A 20,300-nucleotide genomic window follows, 5' to 3' on the forward strand; every position below is an offset into this window, starting at 1 on the left:
GCGTCCGGCGGGGCCGTCTGAGACTGGTCGCGGCAAATTCCGCACGAGTTCATGCTTGCGGTTTACCCGGGGAGGGGGCGCTGAGCGGTGTGTTGAGAGGCCTGCGCCGAACGGATTCGCTCTCGTTCGGCAGTTGTGGGTCCCGGCACTTAGGCCCGCATCGGCTTTGTGCCGCCGCACCAGGTGTCGCAGCTTTTTAGGCAGGCAGCCGCTTTGACCGGCGTTGGACGTGATCGCTGCCCCGTGCGAACGTGCTGAAATCTTCGACGCGGAGCATGGTCACGTTCGCGGCTCCCTGCTGGGATGGTCAGGGTATCCCGCTCCCGATTGCTTATGTGCGCTGTCGTTGCGCCTGCAGGCGCCTGCTCAAGGCTAACTTTCTAATGATCGACGAGAAAGACCGTATGTGCACGGTCTGCTGGTGCGCGCCGCGGTTCCACAGGATACCCGGCGTACGCACGGGGGTCGGATCTTCCAGCATGACCACGTGCAGGTCCGACCCCGCATCGATCGCATTCGCGGTGACGATGGCGGCGATCTGGGTCCGTGCAACCAATTGCAGCATGGGGGCAACGGTGTTCATTTCCGCCATCACCAGCGGTTCCGCCCCGCAGGCCCGGAAGCACTCATCCAGCATGGCCCTGGTGGAGAATGCCTCAGGCAGTAGCACCAGCTGCTGGCGATGCAGCTCAACAAAGCGGATGCGCTTGCGATTGGCAAACGGGTGCTGTTCCGACACCACCAAAATCATCTCTTCATTGTGCAGCGGTTCGAACCACAGGTTGTCCGGATTGTTGGGACGATAGGCGATGCCGAGATCCAACTCGCCGGAATTGAGCTTGACGCAAATTTCCTCGGCTGGCAGCTCCTCCACCGTTACCCTGACCAGCGGGTGCTTCTCCAGGAAGGTGGCGATGCATTCGGGCAGGAACTGAAGGTTAAAGGTGTGCGTCGCCCCCACGCGGACGTGACCGGTCAGCTCCCCCGCCGACTCCTTGAGCGCGCCTATTCCCTGGTCCACCGCGGCCAGCGCCGAGGTAACGAATTCCAGAAAGATCTCGCCCGCCTCGGTCAGCACGACCCGCTTTCCAATCCGGTCGAACAATGGCCGGTCCAGCGATTCTTCCAGTTGCTTGATCTGGTGCGACAGGGTGGATTGGGTGACGTGCATCCGCTCGGCGGCACGGGTGAAGTTGAGGCATTCGGACAACGCTTTGAAATACCTGAGGTGACGAAGTTCCATGCGCTTTTCCGTATCCAGTCATCGATGATGTCAATGATAACGATGGATAATCATCATTTCAATATCTGGTTGAAGATCGATATGATGCAGTGACTGGCAGCACAAAAGCCGCGCGACAGCGGCACTGATCAAGGAGACAGACATGAAAATTGGTAAGGAAAGTGTCCCGCGGACAGCCATCTCCACCTCGGACGAGCATTCGATCACGGTTCGAGGAGCTGACCTCTGCCATGATTTGATCGGACGCATTTCGTTCACCGATTACTTCCACCTGCTGGTCACCGGACAGCGCGCTTCCGCCGCCGCCATTGCCGTGCTGGACGCCACGCTGGTCGCGATTGCAGAGCATGGCCTGGTGCCCAGCGTGCAGGCCAGCCGCATGACGCTGGCGGCGGCGCCGGACGCCATGCAGGGCGCCGTCGCCGCCGGCATTCTCGGCTGTGGCTCGGTCATTCTGGGGGCGTCGGAAGGCGCCGGCAAGCTGTTCGTCGAAATCGACCAGCAGGCGGGGCCGGATGGCGACCTGGCCGCCGCCGCGTCGGCTGTGCTGGGACAATACCGCGCGGCGCGGCGGGCGATTCCCGGCTATGGCCATCCCCTTCATAAGGCGCGCGATCCGCGCGTGGACGCCTTGTTCGCGGTGGCACGCGCTCAGCACGTCCACTTGCGTTACATCGCGATTGCCGAGGCTGTGGAGGCCGTCATTCCCGAGGTGCTCGGCAAGGAGCTCAAGCTGAACGTCTCGGCCGCCATCCCGGCACTGCTGCTGGGGATCGGCTTCCCGCTGGCGGCGTTGAAAGGGGTGCCCATCCTGGCGCGCACGGCCGGCCTGATCGCGCATCTGACCGAAGAGTTGCAGCGGTCAATCGGCTTCGCGTTGTCATACCAGGCGACGCGCGAGCTGGTGTTCGATGGCGTCGCCCCCGCCAACTGATCAACTATCCAGAGGTATATACATGAGCAAGGTCCTACAAGGTGTCAAGGTGATCGAACAGGGCACCTTCATCACCGGCCCGGCCGCGGGCGTGATCCTGGCCGACATGGGCGCCGACGTCATCAAGGTCGAGCAGCCGGAAACCGGCGATCCGTTTCGCGCCTTCGCGGGCGGTCTCTACAGCCCGCATTTCCAGACCTACAACCGTAACAAGCGCAGCATCACCCTGAATCAGAAGAACGAGACGGACCAGGCGGTCTTTGACGAACTGATACGCGATGCCGACGTCTATATTCAGAATTTTCGCCCGGGCGCGGCGGAGCGATTGAATGCCGGCGAGGCGCGTCTGCGCGCCTTGAATCCACGCCTGATCTACTGCGCCATCAGCGGCTTCGGCCAGACCGGCCCGGCGGCCCAGCGTCCGGCCTACGACACGGTGGCGCAAGCGGCCAGCGGTTTCCTGAGCCTGCTGATCAATCCCGCCGATCCGCGCGTGGTCGGCCCGGCCATGGCCGATGCCATGACCGGTTATTACGCGGCGTTCGGCATCCTCGGTGCGCTGTTTGAACGGCACCGCACCGGCAAGGGGCGCGGCGTGGAAGTGTCGATGGTCGAGGCCATGTGCCATTTCAACCTGGACGCGTTCACCCACTATTTTGCCGAAGGCGAGGTGATGGGGCCCTTCAGTAGGCCCAGCGTTTCGCAGTCTTACGTGCTGGCCTGCGCGGATGGAAAATGGCTGGCGCTGCACATGTCGTCGCCGGAGAAGTTCTGGCAGGGCCTGGCCAACGCCATGCGTCGTCCCGAACTGTTTGCCGACCCGCGTTTTTCCACGCGCGAAGCCCGTATCGTGCACTACGAAGAACTGGTGGTGCTGTTGCGCGCGATCTTCGCTGGCGAGGCGCGCGAGGTCTGGTGTCAACGCTTGACGGCCGAGGACGTGCCCCATGCTCCGATGCATAACGCGCCGGAAACGCTGGCTGATCCGCAGGTGCGGCACTTGCAGCTGGAGGTGTCGATACCGCGTCCGGCAGCGGAACCTTTCCGCACCATCCGTTTTCCGATCGCCTTCGACGGCCAGCATGCGCTTGATATTGCTCCGCCCCCCACGCTCAACGCGGACGGTCAGGCCATACGCGAAGAATTAATGAACCGAAAGCGCAATCCACAGCATTAACCCGTTCGCGGTAGCCCATCGTCATTCACAAAACAGGAGACAAGCCATGAGCCTTGAGAATTGGACCCCCAGCAATATCGACCTGGATAAGGCGCGCGAGATCGCCTACCAGCGCCGCAGCGCCAACAAGGTGCGGCACCTGCACCATCATGCCTTCCGCTGCCGCAGCGCGGAGGAGACCCGCGCCTTCTACGAAGGGCTGTTGGGTTTCCCGTTGGTCGCCGTGTGCCTGGAGCCGATCGATCCGCTGACCAACGAACCCAAGCCCTACCTGCACCTGTATTTCGAAATCGGCGATGGCAGCGCGCTGGCGTTCTTCGATTACCCGTCGCACTTCAAGCCGGAAGACTTCCCGCAGGTGGATCAGTTTGGCCACCACATCGCCATGGAGGTGTCGGGCGGCGACGCCACCATCGACGCCTACCAGCAAAAACTCATCGCCGCCGGCATCGAGGTGCTGGAGATTAACCATGGTTACTGCCGCTCGATCTATTTCTATGACCCGAACGGCATGCGCGTCGAGCTGGCCACCAACGTCGCCGTGACCGAGCGCTTCTTCGCGGACAAATACCAGTCGGTCGACGCCGACATGGCGGCCTGGAACACTGTGCGTGCGCAACATTATGGCAGCGTCTAAGGCCCGGCACGCGGGCCCGGCCATGCTGGAACCGGCCTTCACCACCTCCAGCGATGGCTGCCGCATCGCCTACTGGAGCGGCGGCAATCCGGACGGCCTGCCGGTGGTCCTCTTGCACGGCTTCGCGCTGGACCACTCGGTATGGTCGCCGGTCTGGCGGCAGGCGGGTTTTCTCGACCAGTGCTACGTGGTGGCGCCCGACTTGCGCGGTCACGGCAGGTCGGGACGTCCAAGCGCCGAGGGCTGCGCGCAGGGGCGCCTGTGGGCCGACGACCTGGACGCCGTGATCCGGTCGAGCGGGGCGGCATGCCCGGCGCTGGTGGCGTGGTCCTACAGCGGCCGCATGGTATTTGACTACCTGCGGCACTATGACGGCGCCTCATTGCGCTGCCTGAACCTGGTGGCCGCCGCCAGCCTCGCCGACCCGTCGGTGCTGGGGCCGCGCCACGGTTACCTGGCCGACTTGTGTTCTGCCGATCCGCAGGTGGAGGCCGTCGCCGCCATTCAGTTCCTGCGGGAGGTGCTGCGGATCGATCAGTCCTTGCCGCAATTCGCCGCGCTGCTCGGGGTGTTGCGTCAGACGACTGCCGAACAACGTGGCTGGCTGCGCAACCGGCCGCTGGATTACGACGCCCTGATCGCGGCGCTGACGCTGCCGGTATTGGTCACCCATGGCGAGCACGATGCGGTGCTGCGGCCTGCGCACGCGGACAATCTGCAACAGGCCATGCCGCATGCGCTGGTCTCGCACTATGGTCAGGCCGGCCACGCGCCATTTCTCGACGATCCGGAGCGCTTCGGGAATGAATTGATTCACTTTGCCGAGCAGGTCGCGGCCCGGCATTGATAGCAACAGCAGTATCAACGATAAATTCAGGAGACTAGCATGGAAAACATAGGCGGGGTACTGGTGTCGGGCGCCGGTCCGGTGGGGTTGTTGACGGCGCTCGGCTTGGCCAAGGCCGGGATCAAGGTGACGTTGCTTGATGCGGCGGCAACCATCAACGACTCGCCGAGGGCCGCCATCTACTATCCGGTGGTGCAGGATGTGCTGGAACGCTACGGCTTGCTGGCCGACGCGCTCGAGGTCGGTTATCAAAGCACCGAATTCCAGTTCCGTGCACCGTCCAGGGAGACCGTGATCCGGATCAGCACCACCATCCTGGATGGCATGGTGGCCCATCCCAGCAACCTGCATCTCGGTCAGCATACGCTGGCGGAGCTGGTGTTGCGCCATCTGCGGCGTTATCCGAACGCCGAGGTGCGCTGGAATACCTCGGTGGTCGACTTGGCGCAGGACCCGCATGGCGTGACGGTGCAGGTCGATACCACCGAGGGCCGGCGCGCGTTGCGCGCGCAGTGGCTGGTCGGCGCCGACGGCGCGCGCAGCACGGTGCGTAAGCTGCTGAACCTACCGTTTGAAGGCCATACCTGGCCGGATCGCTTCGTGGCCACCAATGTGCGCTTCGACTTCGGCAAATATGGCTACGCGCCGATTAATCAGGTATCTGATCCGGTCAACTGGGCCGTCGTGGCGCGACTGGGTCAGGATAATCTGTGGCGCTGCACCTTTGGCGAGGATGCCGATCTGGACGAGGCCGAGGTACGCAACCGTATTCCGGCGCGTTATGCCGCCATCCTGCCCAGCACCGATTCGTACGAGATCGTCTCTGCGGCGCCATACCGGGTGCATGAACGCTGCGCGCCGAAGTTTCGCGTCGGTCGCGTGCTGCTGGCCGGCGATGCCGCGCACGTTTGCAACCCTTGCGGCGGCCTGGGCCTGACCACCGGCCTGCTGGATGCGACCATGGCGGCGGACGCGCTGTACGCTGTGATAGCCGGCGAGGCCGGTGAAGACGTGCTGGATTACTACTCGCGGGAGCGCCGTCGCGTTTACCTGGAAGTGACCACACCGCTGGCCAGCAACTTCAAGCGCCTGCTGTCCGAGAAGGACCCGCACAAGCGTCGCGAGGACGAGGCGTTCTACCAGCTCGCCGCCGACGACATTGACGTCGGCCGTCGAACGCTGCTGTACACCAACGCGGTCGCGGGCAACCCGCTGCCGGCGCGGAGCGTGGCGGCATGAGCACGCTCCTGAGGGATGAGCGCATCCGCACCGCAGGCTTCGAACGCCATGAATACCTGGTGCACGGCGTGCGCACTGTGCTGTACAGCGCCGGCCAGGGACGGCCGGTGGTGTACTTTCATGGCGCGGGCATCTTCCAGGGCTTCGAATTTGCCCGCGCCTGGACTGATCATTGCCGGGTGATCTTGCCTTACCATCCGGGTTTTGGCGAATCTGCCGATGATGATCAGATTGGTTCCCTGCATGATTATGTGAACCATTATCTGGAGCTGTTCGACCAACTGGGCCTGGACCAGTTCGATCTGGTGGGCTGCTCGATGGGCGGGCGGCTGGCGGCGGAGTTCGCCGTCGCGCACGCCGAGCGGATCCGCAAGCTGGTGCTGGTCTGTCCGGCGGGGCTGGCGGTGCCCGACCATCCCATGACCAGCCTGGCCGCGATTCCGCCGGCTGAGTTGATCAGCTACCTGATCGAGGATGCCAGTGTGCTCACCCCCTTCCTGCCCGACGGCCCCGATCCGGCGTTCGCGGCGATGCGCGCGCGCGAGGGAACGGCGGTGGGGCGTGTGCTGCGCAACGGCAGCTTGGTCAATCCAAAGCTCGGGGCGTGGTTGCACCGTGTGCAGGTGCCGACGCTGTTGCTGTGGGGGGAGGGTGACCGTCTGATTCCCGTTGGCCAAGCCGAGGCATGGGCGCGCCTGCTGCCGCAAGTCCAGGTTCAGACTTGGCCGCGGGCAGGCCATCTGCTGCTGGATGAATTGGCGGCGGCCCGCGAGGCGGTTGTGCGCTTCCTGTCGGATGTCGGGAGCGCATGATGCCGCAGACCCTGTTCGACAAGCTGTGGCGCCGCCATGTCGTCGCCGCCGGCGATGATGGCGCCGCCGACCTGTTGTACATCGACCGCCATCTGGTCTACGAGGTGACCAGCCCGCAGGCGTTCGATGGCCTGCGCCTGGGCGGTCGCCGGCCGTGGCGCCCGGATTCGGTCATCGCCACGGCCGACCATAATGTGCCGACCATCGCGCCGCGCCTGCACATCGACGATGCCCTGGCCAGGCAACAGGTCGAGCGGTTGAGCAGCAACTGCGATGAGTTCGGCATCACCTTGTTTGCGCTGGGCGACCGGCGCCAGGGCATTATCCATGTGGTTGGTCCGGAGCAGGGGGCGACCCTGCCCGGAATGACCGTGGTGGCTGGCGATTCGCACACCAGCACGCACGGCGCGTTCGCGGCACTGGCTTTCGGCGTCGGCACGTCGGAAGTGGAGCATGTGTTGGCCACGCAATGCCTGCTGGTGGACAGGATGAAAACCATGCTGGTCGAGATCAGCGGCGAACTGGCGCCGGGCGTGGCGGCCAAGGATCTGGCGCTGGCGTTGATACAGCGGCTGGGCGCGGCCGGCGCCACGGGCTATGCGATCGAGTTCGGCGGCGACACGGTGCGGAGATTGTCGATGGAGGCGCGCATGACGCTGTGTAACATGGCGATTGAGGCCGGTGCGCGCGTGGGGCTGGTCGGCGTCGACGAGCTGACCATCGCCTACCTGCAAGACCGGCCTTACGCGCCGGCAGGCGCGGCGTGGGACGCGGCCTGCGTTTATTGGCGTACCTTGGTGAGCGATCGCGGCGCGGTGTTTGACGCCACCCTGCGGATGGATGCCGAAAGCATCGGACCGATGGTCAGCTGGGGCACGTCGCCGGCCATGTCGGTCGCGGTGGATGGCTGCGTGCCACAACCGCAGGAGGAGCCTGACCCGGTGCGTCGCGCGCAACTTCAGCGCGCGCTCGATTACATGGACTTGCGGCCTGGCCAGGCGATGCGCGAGATCCGGCTCGACCGCGTGTTCATCGGCTCCTGCACCAACGCCCGCATCGAGGACCTACGCGCCGCCGCCGCGGTGCTGCGCGGCCGCGCCGTGGCCGCTTCGATCAAGCAGGCGCTGGTGGTGCCGGGTTCCGGCCTGGTCAAGGCGGCGGCGGAAGCCGAAGGCTTGCATCATATTTTCACCGGCGCCGGCTTCGAATGGCGCGAGCCGGGTTGCTCGATGTGTCTGGGCATGAATGAAGACCGGCTGCTGCCTGGCGAGCGCTGCGCCTCGACATCCAACCGCAATTTCGAGGGGCGGCAGGGTGCGGGCGGCAGAACCCATCTGGTCAGCCCGGCGATGGCGGCGGCGGCGGCGGTCGCCGGGCATTTCGTCGACGTGCGCGGCAACTGGGGAGGCCAGGGACGATGAAAACCTTGCACTCCCTGCACGCGCTGGTGGTCCCGCTGGACCGGCCCAATGTCGATACCGACGCCATCATCCCCAAGCAGTTCATGAAGTCGGTTGCGCGCAGCGGGTTCGGTCGCAATCTGTTTGACGAATGGCGCTATCTCGATCCCGGCTATCCGGGGCAGCAAGACGAGCGCGTGCCGAACCCGGCGTTCGCGTTGAACCTGCCGCGTTATCAAGGAGCGCAGATCCTGCTGACGCGCGAAAACTTCGGCTGCGGTTCCAGCCGCGAGCACGCCTTGTGGGCGCTGGCCGACTATGGCATCCGTGTGATCATAGCGCCGAGTTTTGCCGCGATCTTCCATGCCAATTGTTTCAAGAATTCGGTCTTGCCGGTGGTGCTGGACGGAGCGACGGTGGAGCGCCTGTTCGCGGCGGTGGAAGCCAGGCCTGGCTACCGGCTGCATGTGGATCTGCCGGCCCAGCAATTGATCACGCCGGACGGCGACGCCTTGTCATTTGAACTGGACGCCTACCGCAAGCGCTGCCTGCTGGAAGGCCTGGACGATATCTTGATCACCTTGCGCAAAAGCGAGCGGATCAAGGCTTATGAACAGCGGCGCAAGCTGCTTGAACCGTGGCTGACCGACTCCGCGGCGGTGACCGACAAGCCACCGTGAACCCGCCACGGCGATACCGCCGGGGCAAACCACCATTACATCAACAATATTTGTGCCGGCACAGACTGGCGCAGGGAGACATGCATGTCAAATTTTCGTAACGCCATCGCGGTTGCCATTTCGCTGGCATGGCCAGCGGCGCAGGCGATTGATATCGCCACCGACAATCCGGATCTCAAGGTACGTCTGGATTTTACCCCGAAATACAGTACCGCGTATCGCTTGAGCGATCCGTCCGCAGCGTTGACGCGCTTTGACGTGGCGCGTGACCCCAACACCGCCAATGAGGACGATGGCGACCATAACTTCAAGAAGGGCATGCTCTCCAGCCGGATCGACCTGTTGACCGAATTTGACGTCACCGCCAGGAATTACGGCCTGCGCGTCAGCGGCAGCGGCTGGTACGACAGCGTCTACCTGCGTCCCAACGACTACAGCGGAACGCAGCTCTTTGTCGCCGGCATGCCGACGCCGACCGTGCTGTCCACCGCCAACAACAAGCCCGGACAGGCGCCCAACGCCTTCCTGCCCGGCACCCGCTACCAGCACGGCAAGGGCGCCGAGATCCTGGACGCCTTTGTCTATCTGAAGGGGGAGATTGGCGACATGCGCGGCACCGTCCGGGTCGGCAAGCACACGCTGCAGTGGGGGGAGACGCTGTTCTTCGGCCAGAACGGCATCGCCAATGCGCAAGGACCGGTGGATGTGTCGAAGATCGTGTCGGTGCCAGCCTGGCAGTTCAAGGAGGTGCTGCTGCCGGTGGAGCAGGTGTCGGGGTCGTTGCAGGTGACGCCTGACGTGCAAATCGGGGCGTATTACCAGTTCAAATTCCGCCCCAGCCGTCTGCCCGGTGTCGGCAGCTATTTCTCGGACGGTGACATTTTGCCCGATGGCGGGTTCGTCAATTTCGGCACCGACGCGCAAGGTAAACCGGTCAACCTGGTCTACAACAGCGAGCGCGACCTGCGCCCGAAGAATTCCGGCCAGGGCGGGCTCCAGTTGAAGTGGAATCCGGCGGGAGGCAACTATGAATTCGGTTTCTATGCCGCTCAATATCACGAAAAGTCGCCGGCCGCGCCAGTGTTCGACTTCGTCAATAACAATGTGCACCTGGCGTTCGCGGAAAATGTGCGCATGCTGGGCGCCACGGTCAATTCTTCGCTTGGCCAGTTGAACTGGGGACTGGAAGGTTCGGTGCGTTTTGATGCGCCACTGACCAGCAGCCCGGCCGTTCTGGTGCCGGGCAGCGCGCACACCAGTTGCGGCGCCTCGGACGATGATCCGTGCTACGCCAAGGGCCGCACCGGGCATTTGAACTTGTCGGGCATCTATGTGCTGCAGCCCAGCGGGCTGTGGCAGGGGGGCTCCGTCCTGGCGGAACTCGGCTACAACCGCACCCTGAAGGTGACCCGCGACCCGTTCGCGGCCACGCCTGGCGAGACCGGGGTCAATGGCGGTCTGGCCGGCAATACCACCAAGGGCGCCTGGGCGTCACGGGTGCTATTCGAGCCGCAGTATTTCCAGGTCTTGCCAGGGTTGGACATCTCGGTGCCGATCTCGCTCGGCTACAACTTCGGCGGCCGTTCATCCGCGATGTTCAAGTTTGCCGGCGGCGTCAGCAATGGCGGCGACTACAGCATCGGCCTGAAGGGCAAATATCAGAACGAATGGAACTTCTCGCTGGCCTACACCGATTACTTCGGCGCGGTCGGCACGCTGACCAATACCCTGGTGCCCGGTAGCGCCGCGCCGCGCCAGCTGACGTTCGGGCAGACCCTCAAGGACCGCGGCTACCTGTCCATGAGCGTTTCCCGTACCTTCTAATTTAACGGAGTTCCGACATGAAAATCTCTTACCTTTACGTATCCATGCTGGCCGCGCTGGCCTCCCCCCTGACGCACGGCGCCGTCACGGCCGACGAAGCGGCCAAACTCAAGACGTCGCTGACGCCGATGGGCGCCGAGCGCGCCGCCAACAAGGATGGCACCATCCCGGCCTGGGACGGCGGCGTCACCAGGGCGCCGGCCGGTTACAAGTCGGGCGAACCGCGCCCCGATCCCTACGCGGGCGAGAAACCATTGTATGCGATCAGTGCAAAGAACATGGCGCAGTACGGCGACAAGCTGAACGATGGCGTCAAGGCGCTGATGAAGAAATATCCCGACTTCCGCATTGACGTCTATCCCACCCACCGCACCGCCGCGGCACCGCAGTGGGTTTACGATAACACCTTCAAGAACGCCACCCAGGCCAAGCTGGTCGATGCCGGCCACGGCACCGAAGGCGCTTACGGTGGCATCCCGTTCCCGCTGCCGAAGGACGGCTACGAGGTGATCCAGAATCACCGCCTGGCCTGGTTGGGGTTCTCGATCACCAGCAGCAGCAGCGCGTGGGTGGTCACGGCCGACGGCAAGCGCTCGCTGGCTTCCGCCGGACTGGAACGGATTCTGCGTCCGTACTACGATCCCAAGGGCAGCCTGGACAGCTTCAAAGGCTACTACGCTTACAGCAAGTTCTACACCACCGATCCTGGTTCCAGAGCCGGCGAGTCGATCATGGAGCACGCGGCGATCAATAACCAGACTGCGCGCGGCTTGTGGCAATACCTGGTGGGACAGCGGCGCGTGCGCAAGGGCCCTTCGGTTGCCTATGACACCCCGGACGCGGTCACGTCCGGCCTGGGGCTGGTGGACGAGGCGTTCATGCTGTTTGGCCCGTTGGACAAGCATGAACTGAAGCTGATCGGCAAGAAGGAGTTATACATCCCGTACAACAACAATCGCGCGGCAGGTGCGAAGATCGCCGATCTGATGCTGCCAAAGATGCTGAATCCGTCGTTAATCCGCTGGGAACTCCACCGTGTATGGGAGGTGGAGGCGACGCTGGCGCAAGGCAAACGCCATGTTGTACCCAAACGTAAATACTACGTGGATGAAGACACCTGGCAGATTGTCGCCATCGACGGTTGGGACGCCAGCGGTGAACTGGTACGCACGAACTACACGCTGACCCTGCTGGCGTCGGACCTGCCTGCCGTCATCTCCAACTCCCACTGGGGCGGTTATGATCTGCGAACCGGCGCCTACTACATCAACATGGCCAGTAACGAGCTGTCCATACAATACAAGCCAACGTCGACGCCGTTGACGCCCGCCGATTTTAGTCCCGAGGCGTTGGCCAACGAGGGAGCACGCTGATGCCTGCGGCCACGCTCAAGCTCGGGGCGGCTTGGATGATCCTGTCGGCGACCGGTGGCGCAGCGGCGGTCGCGGCGGTCGTGCCACCGGTCGCGCCGGCGGTCCTGCAAAACAAGGCGGTGCCGAGCAAGAAAGCACCCCAGTCGGCCATGCTGGCGGTGACGCGCGCAGGGCCACGACTGGTGGCCTCTGGTGAGCGCGGCATCATCCTGCTGTCCGACGACGCCGGCGTCAATTGGCGGCAAGCCAACGTGCCGGTACAGACCAGCCTGACGGCGCTGCGCTTCACCGACCAGCAACGCGGTTGGGCGGTCGGCCACCTGGGCACCATCGTGCACACCGCCGATGGCGGCGTCAGTTGGTCACTGCAGCTCGATGGCATGCGCGCCGCCAGGCTCGCTGCGGACGGTCTCAGCGCCAGCGGCCACCCGCCCGACCAGAAACTCGCCGAACAATTCATCGCCGAAGGGCCGGACAAGCCTTTCTTTGACGTTGATTTCAGTGACGGCCTGCACGGCTATGTCGTTGGCGCCTACAACCTGGCCTTCAGCACCGGCGACGGCGGCAAGACATGGCAAACGCTGACACCGCGCCTGCCCAACGCGAACAGCTTGCATCTGTACGCGGTGCGCGCCCGTGGCGACAAAGTCTTCATCGTTGGCGAGCAGGGGCTGGTGCTGCGCTCGCGCGACGGCGGCGCTTCGTTCGAGGCGCTGCCGTCGCCGTACAAAGGCAGCTTTTTCGGGCTGCTGCTGACCCGTTCGGGCACCTTGCTGGCCTATGGCTTGCGCGGCAGCCTGTACCGCTCCAGCAACGACGGCGCCGACTGGCAGGCGATCGCGACCAACGTCGGCAACGCCATCGGCGCCGCCGTCGAGCGCGACGACGGTTCATTGATGCTGTTGACGCACAACGGCGGCATCCTGGTCAGCGCCGACGATGGCCGCAGCTTCGCTCCCCACAAGACGGGCGCCGCCGCGCCGGTGGCCGGCGTGGCCGCCGCGCCCGACGGTGCGCTGGTGCTGGCCACCCTGCGCGGCCTGCGCCGTCAACCCACACCCTGATTCGATATTCCCATGCATACCGATACTACGCTCGACCACCAGCCGGTGATTGCCCGCCTCGCGGATTTCGACGCCAACTCCGGCTCGCTGCCGGAGCGTCTGCTGTTCAATCACCGGCCATGGGTGGTGTTGCTGTGCTTGCTGGCCAGTTTGCTGCTCGGCTGGCAGGCGACACGCCTGCAACTGAACGCCAGCTTTGAGAAGACCATCCCGACCAGCCATCCCTATGTGGTCAATTATTTCGCCAACAAGGGCAATCTGGCCGGCCAGGGCAACGCCATCCGGGTGGCGGTCGCCACCACCGGCGCGTCGATATTCGACAAGGACTACCTTGCCGTGTTGCAGCGGCTGAACGACGAGATCTACCTGCTGCCCGGGGTGGACCGTCCGTTCATGAAGTCGCTCTGGACCAGCAACACGCGCTGGGCGGCGGTCACCGAGGATGGACTCGACGGCAACACCGTGATGAGCGACAGCTACGACGGTTCGGCGCAGGCGCTGGCGGAAGTGCGTGCCAACGTCGAACGGTCGGGGGAGATCGGCCAGTTGGTGGCCGCCGACTTCAAGTCCAGCATCATCTTCGTGCCCTTGCTGGACCGCGACCCCAGGAGCGGCAAGCCGCTGGACTATGGCGCGCTGGGCCGGCGCATCGAAGAGCTGCGCGCCAAATACCAGGGAGCCGGCATTCAGATCCACGTCAGCGGTTTCGCCAAAGTGATGGGTGACCTGATTGAAAGCATGTACCAAGTGCTGGCGTTCTTCGGTGGTGCGCTGGCCATTTGCAGCATCGTGCTGTATGGCTACACGCGCTGTGTGCGCAGCACCGTGCTGGTGGTGGCATGCTCGCTGATTGCCGTGGTGTGGCAATTCGGCCTGTTGGCGTTGGCGGGGTATCAGCTCGATCCGTATTCCATCCTGGTGCCTTTCCTGGTGTTTGCCATTGGCATGAGCCACGGGGCGCAAAAGATGAATGGCATCATGCAGGATGTCGGCCGTGGCACGCACCGCGTGATTGCGGCGCGCTACACGTTCCGCCGCCTGTTCGTTGCTGGGCTGACCGCCTTGCTGTGCGACGCCGTGGGCTTTGCAGTACTGGCGCTGATCAAGATCCAGGTCATCCAAGACCTCGCGGCGGTGGCCAGCATCGGCGTGGCGGTGTTGATCTTCACCAACCTGGTGTTGTTGCCCATCCTGTTGTCTTACATCGGCGTGAGCCCGCGGGCGGCCGCGCGCAGCCTGAAGGACGAGTCCACGCCGGACGTCAGCGCCGAGCGCGCGTGGCTGTGGCGCCAGCTCGACCACTTCACCCGCCGTGGTCCGGCGCTGGCCGCCATCCTGCTTGCGGCCGCGCTGAGCGGCGGCGGCTACCTGGTCAGCCTGCACCTGAAGATCGGCGATCTGGACCCGGGCGCGCCGGAGTTGCGGGCGGATTCCCGCTATAACCGCGACAACGACTTCATGGCGCGCCACTACGCCGCCAGCGCCGATATCCTGACCGTGATGGTGGCCACCCCCGAAGACCAGTGCACGCGCTATGGCACGCTGGCGAAGGTCGACAAGCTGTCGTGGCAACTGGAACAATTGCCGGGCGTGGAGTCGACCAACTCGATGGCGGCGCTGTCGAAATGGGCCATGGTCGGCTACAACGAAGGCAACCTGAAATGGTATGAACTGTTCCCGAACGCGGCGGCGCTGGGCGGCGTGCAGACCCGCGCGCCACGCGACCTGTTCAATCAGGGCTGTTCCTTCCTTGCCTTGTACGTGTACCTCAAGGATCACAAGGCCGAGACCCTGACGCGGGTGGTCGACGAGGTGGAGGCGTTCATCGCCCAGAATCGCGGTCCGGAAGAGCGCTTCATGCTGGCCGCCGGCAGCGCCGGCATTGATGCGGCCACCAACATCGTGGTCAAGCAAGCCATGCGCGAGATGCTGCTGTGGGTGTATGGCGCGGTGATCGTGTTGTGCTTTGTCACCTTCCGCTCGTGGCGCGCGGTGGTGTGCGCCGTGCTGCCGTTGGTGGTGACGTCCATCCTGTGCGAAGCCCTCATGGTGGGGCTGGGCATGGGCGTCAAGGTCGCCACGCTGCCGGTGATCGCGCTCGGCGTCGGCATCGGCGTGGACTACGCGCTGTACGTGCTGTCTGTCATTCAGGCCCGGCTCAAGCTGGGCGACAGCCTGTCCGACGCTTACCATCGCGCCCTGCAATTCACTGGCCGCGTGGTCCTGCTGACCGGCGTCACGCTGGCGTTGGCGGTGGCGACGTGGGTCTGGTCACCGATCAAATTCCAGGCGGACATGGGAATCCTGCTGGCGTTTATGTTCGTGTGGAACATGCTGGGCGCCCTGGTGCTGTTGCCGGCACTGGCGCACTTCCTCTTGCGGCCGACAGCGCCACGCGCCCCCGCCCGGGCCGGGGATGGACCGGTCGTCGCCCCCGCCCATGCCTGAGGAGTAACGCCATGCTGACCATTGGAACACGGTTGCGACTGGGGTTTTCCCTGGTGTTGCTATTGCTGGTCGTCGTTGTGGCGCTGGGGCTGCGCCACATGATGGCGATGCAGCAGCGCATAGAGGACATCACGTTGATCAACAATAGCAAGACGCGGTTAGCTGGCGTGATGCGCGAAACGGTATTCGAGCGGATGGTCGCGCTGCGCAACATGGCGCTGATCGGGTCGATGGCTTACTTGCAACCGGAGGCGGATCACATCCAGGCGCAGGCCAGGCGTTACCGCGATGCCGAGCACAAGCTGAACGACATGCTGGACAACGCGCGCGAGGTATCCCGACAGGAGCGGCTCATCCTCGACAAGATTCGCCAACATGAGGCCGTGGCGCAGCGCTGGATAGCGCGGACGATGGAGCTGGCGATGGGGGCGGAATCCGATCAGATCTATGCATTGCTGATTAACGATCTGCTTCCAGCCCAGACCGGATGGATGGCGGAACTGGGCCGATTGGCCGCGGTGGAGGAGGAGCAGAGCCGGCAGGCCGCGCACGAGGCCCTGCAAGCCTATGTGGCGGCGCGGAATCTGATGATCGGCTTCGGCGTGGCGGCAGTGCTCATCGGCCTGATGGTTTCGTTCGGCCTGACGCGCGGCTTGCTGAGGCAACTCGGCGGCGAACCGGCCTATGCGGCGGAGATCGCCACTCGCACGGCGGCCGGCGATCTGAGCGGAGATATCGCCGTGCGTGCAGCGGACCAGACTAGTCTTCTCCTGGCGATGAAAACCATGCGCCGGGATCTCGCGGAACTGGTGGGCAATGTGCGGACCAACGCGGACAGCATCGCGGAGGCTTCATCGCAGGTCGCCGCGCACAGCCAGCAGCTGTCGTCCGGCATATCGGAACAGAGCCGCGCGCTGGATGAGACGGCGACCGGTCTGCGCGGGCTCACCGCCATGGTCAAGCACAACGCGGAACATGCGCAGCGCGGCGAGACGCTGTCAGGCACGGCTTCCGCGGTGGCCTCGCAGGGCGGTGAGGTGGTGTTGCAGGTGGTCCGGACCATGGAGGCGATACGCGCGTCGGCCGGCAGGATGGCGGACATTATCGGGGTGATCGATGGCATTGCATTCCAGACCAATATCCTGGCGCTCAACGCGGCGGTGGAAGCCGCCCGGGCGGGTGAGCAGGGGCGTGGCTTTGCCGTGGTCGCCAGCGAGGTGCGCAATCTTGCCCAACGCTCGGCCCTGGCTGCGAAGGAGATCAAAGTCTTGATCAACGACTCCGTCAGCCAGGTGCACGCCGGTAACAAGCTGGTTGGACTTGCCGGCTCGACGATGAACGATGTCCTGGCCAGCGTCTCGGAGGTGAACAACATCGTGGTGGAAATCGTCGCGGCAAGTCATGCGCAGTCGCTGGGCATCGACCAGGTGAACCGGTCGCTTGAGCGCATGGGCCTCGTGGTCCACCGCACCACCTCGCTGGTGGATCAGGTCGGGGGCGCGGCGGTCGACATGCGGACCCGGGCGGTGGCCTTAACCGCCGCGATGGGCGTATTTAAGCTGGACGTTCCAACGCCGCGCGTTGCTGTCGAGTCGATATTCCTGGGAACCAGAAGCGACTGACAGACGATGGGACTGTATATTTTTCTACTATCAGGATTGTTTTATGCACACCAAGCACACGCTTACAATGAAGGAAATATGGCTGGTCGCGTCCGCCAGCGAAGCCCACGCGCTTGCCCATGGCTGGGACGTGACCATTGCCATCGTCGACGATGGCGGTCATCCGCTGTGGCTGCAACGGCTTGACGGGGCCGCGCCGGTATCCGCTCATGTGGCCTTGTCGAAGGCGCACACGGCGGCGCTGGCGCGGCGTGACACCAAGGCGATCGAAAACATGATCAACGACGGCCGCTTTGCGTTCTTGAGCGCGCCGGGCATCCGTGGCATGCTCGAAGGCGGCGTCGCGCTGATGATCGCGGGCCAGTGCGTGGGCGCGGTGGGGGTATCGGGTGTGCTCGCGGCCGACGACGCTTGCATCGCTCAGGCGGGCGCCCAGGCGCTGTACGATGCTGTCGCCGTCTGAGCTCGCGCGACGCCGGCGCGAGGTGGTCGCCGCGCTGACCCGGGCGGTGCCGCCCCATTGCGTGTTGGCGCGCGACGAGGATACCCGGCCATACGAATGTGACGGGCTGTCGGCCTACCGCCAACTGCCGCTGGTGGTGGTACTGCCGGAAAATGAAGAGCAGGTGGTGGCGATCATGGCCGTGTGCCTCGCGCTGCGGGTGCCGCTGGTGCCGCGCGGCGCTGGCACCGGGCTGGCTGGTGGCGCGCGTCCCGTTGCCGATGGCATAGTGTTGTCGACGGCGCGTCTGAATCGCATCGTGCATCTCGATCCGGCCGCTCGCACCGCCGTGGTTCAGCCGGGTGTGCGTAACCTGGCCATTTCAGACGCCGCCGCGCCTCACGGCCTGTACTACGCACCCGACCCGTCGTCGCAGATCGCCTGCACCATCGGCGGCAACGTGGCGGAAAACTCGGGCGGCGTCCATTGCCTGAAGTACGGGTTGACCGTCCACAATGTGCTGAGGGCGCGGGTGGTGACAGTCGACGGCCAGGTACTGGAACTCGGTAGTGAGGCGCCGGATGTGCCAGGGTTGGATTTGTTGGCGGTGTTCATCGGTTCCGAAGGCATGCTGGGAATCGTGACCGAAGTGACGGTCAGGCTGGTCCCCAAGCCGGCCGTGGCGCGCGTGGCCATGGCCTCGTTCGACGATGTCGTCCGCGGCGGCGGCGCGGTGGCCAGCGTGATCGCTGCCGGCATTATCCCGGCCGGTCTGGAGATGATGGATCGCACCTCGATCGGCATGGTGGAGCCGTTTGTGCGCGCCGGTTACGATCTTGAGGCTGCCGCCATTCTCCTGTGCGAGTCGGATGGCAGCGCGGAGGAGGTGGATGAGGAAATCGAGCGCATGAGCGCGGTGCTTTGCGCGGCCGGCGCCACCGCGATCACGGTGTCCGCCACGGAGGCGGAACGGCTACGGCTGTGGTCCGGGCGCAAGAATGCCTTTCCCGCGGCGGGCCGGATCTCGCCTGACTACTATTGTATGGACGGCACGATCCCCCGCCGTGAACTGGGGCGCGTCTTGATCGGCATCACTGAGATGGCGCAGCGCTTCGGGCTGCGCTGCGCCAACGTGTTCCATGCGGGAGACGGTAACTTGCACCCCCTGATTCTGTTCGACGCCAATCAGCCTGGTGAATTCGAACGCGCCGAAGCATTTGGTGCGGCGATCCTGGAGTTGTGCGTGGCGGTCGGGGGCACCATCACGGGCGAGCATGGTGTCGGCGTCGAAAAGATCAACTCAATGTGCGTGCAATTCTCGCGCGCCGAGCTGGATGCCTTCCTGTCGGTGAAGCGCGCGTTCGATCCCGAGCATCTGCTCAACCCGGACAAGGTGATCCCGACGCTGGTGCGCTGTGCCGAGTACGGAAAAATGCATGTGCGGCCGGGCCAGCAGAAGTTTGCCGACCTGCCGCGTTTTTAGGACGGGAGTTTTAATGCAACAAGTTTTACAGTCATTTGTCGAGCGCATCGCCCGGGCGAGGGCTTCGGGCAGGCCGTTGCGCCTGCGGGGCGGCGGCAGCAAGGATTGGTACGGGCAGGCTGGAATCGGCGAGGTGCTCGACACCCGCGCCTATAGCGGCATCGTCGCCTACGAACCGACCGAACTGGTCGTCACGGCGCGCTGCGGCACACCGTTGAGTGAACTGGAGGCGCTACTGGATTGGTCCGGACAAATGTTGGCGTTCGAGCCGCCACGCTTCGCCGGCGCCACCGTCGGCGGCGCTGTGGCTAGCGGTTTGTCCGGTCCGCGCCGCCAGCGCGCAGGGGCGCTGCGCGACTTCGTGCTCGGGACTTCGCTGCTCGACAGCACCGGGACGATGTTGCGGTTTGGCGGGCAGGTGATGAAGAATGTCGCCGGCTACGACGTCTCGCGGTTGTTGGCAGGCTCGCTCGGCACGCTCGGTCTGATCCTGGAGGTGTCGCTCAAGGTGCTGCCCAAGCCTGCATGCGAGACCACGCTGCGCTTTGCGGTTTCGGAACAGCTTGCATTGAATTACCTTGCCACTTGGGCTGGGCAAGCGTGGCCGATTTCCGCCACCTGCTGGCACGACGGTGTGCTGGCCGTGCGATTGTCCGGGGCCGAACTGACGGTGCGCGCGGCCGCACGCGCGCTCGGCGGCGCCGACTGCGGACCGGACGGGGAGTACTGGCAGGCGTTGCGCGATCAGCGCTGGAACTTCTTTCAGCCTGACGAGGGCGCGGCACTGTGGCGGTTGGCCGTGCCAGCGACCACGCCGGCGCTAGGCTTGGCCGGTGACCAATTAATCGAGTGGGGCGGTACGCAGCGCTGGCTGCGTACCGATGCCAGCGCCGCGCCTCTTCGCGCGTCTGCAAAGGCGCTGGGCGGGCATGCGACGCTGTTTCGCGGAGGCGATAAGGATGTCGGTGTGTTCCAGCCGCTTACAGCCGGGGTGGCGCTGGTGCACCGGCGTCTGAAGCACTCGTTCGACCCCAGCGGGATATTCAACCCTGGCCGTATGTACAAAGGACTTTAG

Annotated in this window: 17 protein-coding genes; 16 read left to right on the top strand and 1 reads right to left on the bottom strand. The window is 64.5% G+C overall.

Translation table 11 applies throughout. The features are described 5' to 3' along the window. Positions 1 to 331: 331 nt before the first annotated feature. On the bottom strand, positions 332 to 1,243 hold the full coding sequence (locus GM676_RS26290) for a LysR substrate-binding domain-containing protein (RefSeq protein WP_155467166.1): 912 nt from the start codon (positions 1,241 to 1,243) through the stop codon (positions 332 to 334). Positions 1,244 to 1,385: 142 nt separating this feature from the next. Between GM676_RS26290 and GM676_RS26295 the strand changes: the two genes are divergently transcribed. The 16 genes from GM676_RS26295 (at position 1,386) to glcE (ending at position 20,300) form a co-directional block, all read left to right on the top strand. Beyond that, positions 1,386 to 2,177 (top strand): citryl-CoA lyase, encoded by a 792-nt coding sequence (locus GM676_RS26295; RefSeq protein WP_155467167.1) that lies wholly within the window; start codon positions 1,386 to 1,388, stop codon positions 2,175 to 2,177. Positions 2,178 to 2,199: 22 nt separating this feature from the next. Continuing rightward, positions 2,200 to 3,354, top strand: coding sequence for a CaiB/BaiF CoA transferase family protein (locus tag GM676_RS26300; RefSeq protein WP_155467168.1), 1,155 nt, complete (start codon positions 2,200 to 2,202; stop codon positions 3,352 to 3,354). 46 nt (positions 3,355 to 3,400) lie between these two features. Further along, complete coding sequence (locus GM676_RS26305) at positions 3,401 to 3,991, top strand: VOC family protein (protein ID WP_155467169.1); 591 nt, start codon at positions 3,401 to 3,403, stop codon at positions 3,989 to 3,991. Next, a complete protein-coding gene (locus GM676_RS26310) occupies positions 3,978 to 4,838 on the top strand; it encodes an alpha/beta fold hydrolase (RefSeq protein ID WP_155467170.1) in 861 nt (286 codons plus the stop codon). The genes GM676_RS26305 and GM676_RS26310 overlap by 14 nt, the downstream gene beginning before the upstream one ends. Before the next feature lie 39 nt (positions 4,839 to 4,877). Then, positions 4,878 to 6,077 carry an FAD-dependent oxidoreductase gene (locus GM676_RS26315; protein WP_155467171.1) on the top strand — a complete coding sequence of 400 codons (1,200 nt, stop codon included), beginning with the start codon at positions 4,878 to 4,880 and terminating at the stop codon, positions 6,075 to 6,077. Continuing rightward, positions 6,074 to 6,889 (top strand): alpha/beta fold hydrolase, encoded by an 816-nt coding sequence (locus tag GM676_RS26320; RefSeq protein ID WP_155467172.1) that lies wholly within the window; start codon positions 6,074 to 6,076, stop codon positions 6,887 to 6,889. The genes GM676_RS26315 and GM676_RS26320 overlap by 4 nt, the downstream gene beginning before the upstream one ends. After that, positions 6,886 to 8,310: a 3-isopropylmalate dehydratase large subunit gene (gene leuC, locus GM676_RS26325; protein ID WP_155467173.1), complete on the top strand. Its 1,425-nt coding sequence runs from the start codon at positions 6,886 to 6,888 to the stop codon at positions 8,308 to 8,310. The genes GM676_RS26320 and leuC overlap by 4 nt, the downstream gene beginning before the upstream one ends. Further along, positions 8,307 to 8,969, top strand: coding sequence for a 3-isopropylmalate dehydratase small subunit (gene leuD / locus GM676_RS26330; protein WP_155467174.1), 663 nt, complete (start codon positions 8,307 to 8,309; stop codon positions 8,967 to 8,969). Before leuC ends, leuD begins: the two co-directional genes overlap by 4 nt. An 84-nt stretch (positions 8,970 to 9,053) precedes the next feature. Next, positions 9,054 to 10,793, top strand: coding sequence for a DUF1302 domain-containing protein (locus tag GM676_RS26335; RefSeq protein ID WP_155467175.1), 1,740 nt, complete (start codon positions 9,054 to 9,056; stop codon positions 10,791 to 10,793). A gap of 17 nt (positions 10,794 to 10,810) precedes the next feature. Next, positions 10,811 to 12,166 (top strand): DUF1329 domain-containing protein, encoded by a 1,356-nt coding sequence (locus GM676_RS26340; RefSeq protein ID WP_155467176.1) that lies wholly within the window; start codon positions 10,811 to 10,813, stop codon positions 12,164 to 12,166. Then, positions 12,166 to 13,230 carry a WD40/YVTN/BNR-like repeat-containing protein gene (locus GM676_RS26345; RefSeq protein WP_229262874.1) on the top strand — a complete coding sequence of 355 codons (1,065 nt, stop codon included), beginning with the start codon at positions 12,166 to 12,168 and terminating at the stop codon, positions 13,228 to 13,230. The genes GM676_RS26340 and GM676_RS26345 overlap by 1 nt, the downstream gene beginning before the upstream one ends. 12 nt (positions 13,231 to 13,242) lie before the next feature. Beyond that, the gene (locus GM676_RS26350; RefSeq protein WP_155467177.1) at positions 13,243 to 15,678 is read left to right on the top strand and encodes an efflux RND transporter permease subunit; all 2,436 of its coding nucleotides are present in this window, start codon (positions 13,243 to 13,245) and stop codon (positions 15,676 to 15,678) included. Positions 15,679 to 15,689: 11 nt separating this feature from the next. Continuing rightward, entirely contained in the window at positions 15,690 to 17,300 is a 1,611-nt protein-coding gene (locus GM676_RS26355) for a methyl-accepting chemotaxis protein (RefSeq protein WP_155467178.1), read from the top strand. A 43-nt stretch (positions 17,301 to 17,343) separates the two neighbouring features. Further along, positions 17,344 to 17,763, top strand: a complete 420-nt coding sequence (locus GM676_RS26360) for a GlcG/HbpS family heme-binding protein (protein ID WP_155467179.1) — start codon at positions 17,344 to 17,346, stop codon at positions 17,761 to 17,763. Beyond that, entirely contained in the window at positions 17,747 to 19,225 is a 1,479-nt protein-coding gene (locus tag GM676_RS26365; RefSeq protein WP_155467180.1) for an FAD-linked oxidase C-terminal domain-containing protein, read from the top strand. Before GM676_RS26360 ends, GM676_RS26365 begins: the two co-directional genes overlap by 17 nt. A 13-nt stretch (positions 19,226 to 19,238) precedes the next feature. Then, positions 19,239 to 20,300 (top strand): glycolate oxidase subunit GlcE, encoded by a 1,062-nt coding sequence (gene glcE, locus GM676_RS26370; RefSeq protein WP_155467181.1) that lies wholly within the window; start codon positions 19,239 to 19,241, stop codon positions 20,298 to 20,300.

Source organism: Duganella radicis, from assembly GCF_009720825.1.
Classification (GTDB): domain Bacteria; phylum Pseudomonadota; class Gammaproteobacteria; order Burkholderiales; family Burkholderiaceae_D; genus Rugamonas; species Rugamonas radicis.

Bases quoted from the DNA above. Each gene is read 5' to 3' on its own strand.
- GM676_RS26290 (WP_155467166.1), bottom strand. From the start codon at position 1,243: ATGGAACTTCGTCACCTCAGGTATTTCAAAGCGTTGTCCGAATGCCTC.
- leuD (WP_155467174.1), top strand. From the start codon at position 8,307: ATGAAAACCTTGCACTCCCTGCACGCGCTGGTGGTCCCGCTGGACCGG.
- GM676_RS26350 (WP_155467177.1), top strand. From the start codon at position 13,243: ATGCATACCGATACTACGCTCGACCACCAGCCGGTGATTGCCCGCCTC.
- GM676_RS26345 (WP_229262874.1), top strand. From the start codon at position 12,166: ATGCCTGCGGCCACGCTCAAGCTCGGGGCGGCTTGGATGATCCTGTCG.
- leuC (WP_155467173.1), top strand. From the start codon at position 6,886: ATGATGCCGCAGACCCTGTTCGACAAGCTGTGGCGCCGCCATGTCGTC.
- GM676_RS26305 (WP_155467169.1), top strand. From the start codon at position 3,401: ATGAGCCTTGAGAATTGGACCCCCAGCAATATCGACCTGGATAAGGCG.
- GM676_RS26365 (WP_155467180.1), top strand. From the start codon at position 17,747: ATGCTGTCGCCGTCTGAGCTCGCGCGACGCCGGCGCGAGGTGGTCGCC.
- GM676_RS26315 (WP_155467171.1), top strand. From the start codon at position 4,878: ATGGAAAACATAGGCGGGGTACTGGTGTCGGGCGCCGGTCCGGTGGGG.
- GM676_RS26310 (WP_155467170.1), top strand. From the start codon at position 3,978: ATGGCAGCGTCTAAGGCCCGGCACGCGGGCCCGGCCATGCTGGAACCG.
- GM676_RS26360 (WP_155467179.1), top strand. From the start codon at position 17,344: ATGCACACCAAGCACACGCTTACAATGAAGGAAATATGGCTGGTCGCG.
- GM676_RS26340 (WP_155467176.1), top strand. From the start codon at position 10,811: ATGAAAATCTCTTACCTTTACGTATCCATGCTGGCCGCGCTGGCCTCC.
- GM676_RS26355 (WP_155467178.1), top strand. From the start codon at position 15,690: ATGCTGACCATTGGAACACGGTTGCGACTGGGGTTTTCCCTGGTGTTG.
- GM676_RS26300 (WP_155467168.1), top strand. From the start codon at position 2,200: ATGAGCAAGGTCCTACAAGGTGTCAAGGTGATCGAACAGGGCACCTTC.
- GM676_RS26295 (WP_155467167.1), top strand. From the start codon at position 1,386: ATGAAAATTGGTAAGGAAAGTGTCCCGCGGACAGCCATCTCCACCTCG.
- GM676_RS26320 (WP_155467172.1), top strand. From the start codon at position 6,074: ATGAGCACGCTCCTGAGGGATGAGCGCATCCGCACCGCAGGCTTCGAA.
- glcE (WP_155467181.1), top strand. From the start codon at position 19,239: ATGCAACAAGTTTTACAGTCATTTGTCGAGCGCATCGCCCGGGCGAGG.
- GM676_RS26335 (WP_155467175.1), top strand. From the start codon at position 9,054: ATGTCAAATTTTCGTAACGCCATCGCGGTTGCCATTTCGCTGGCATGG.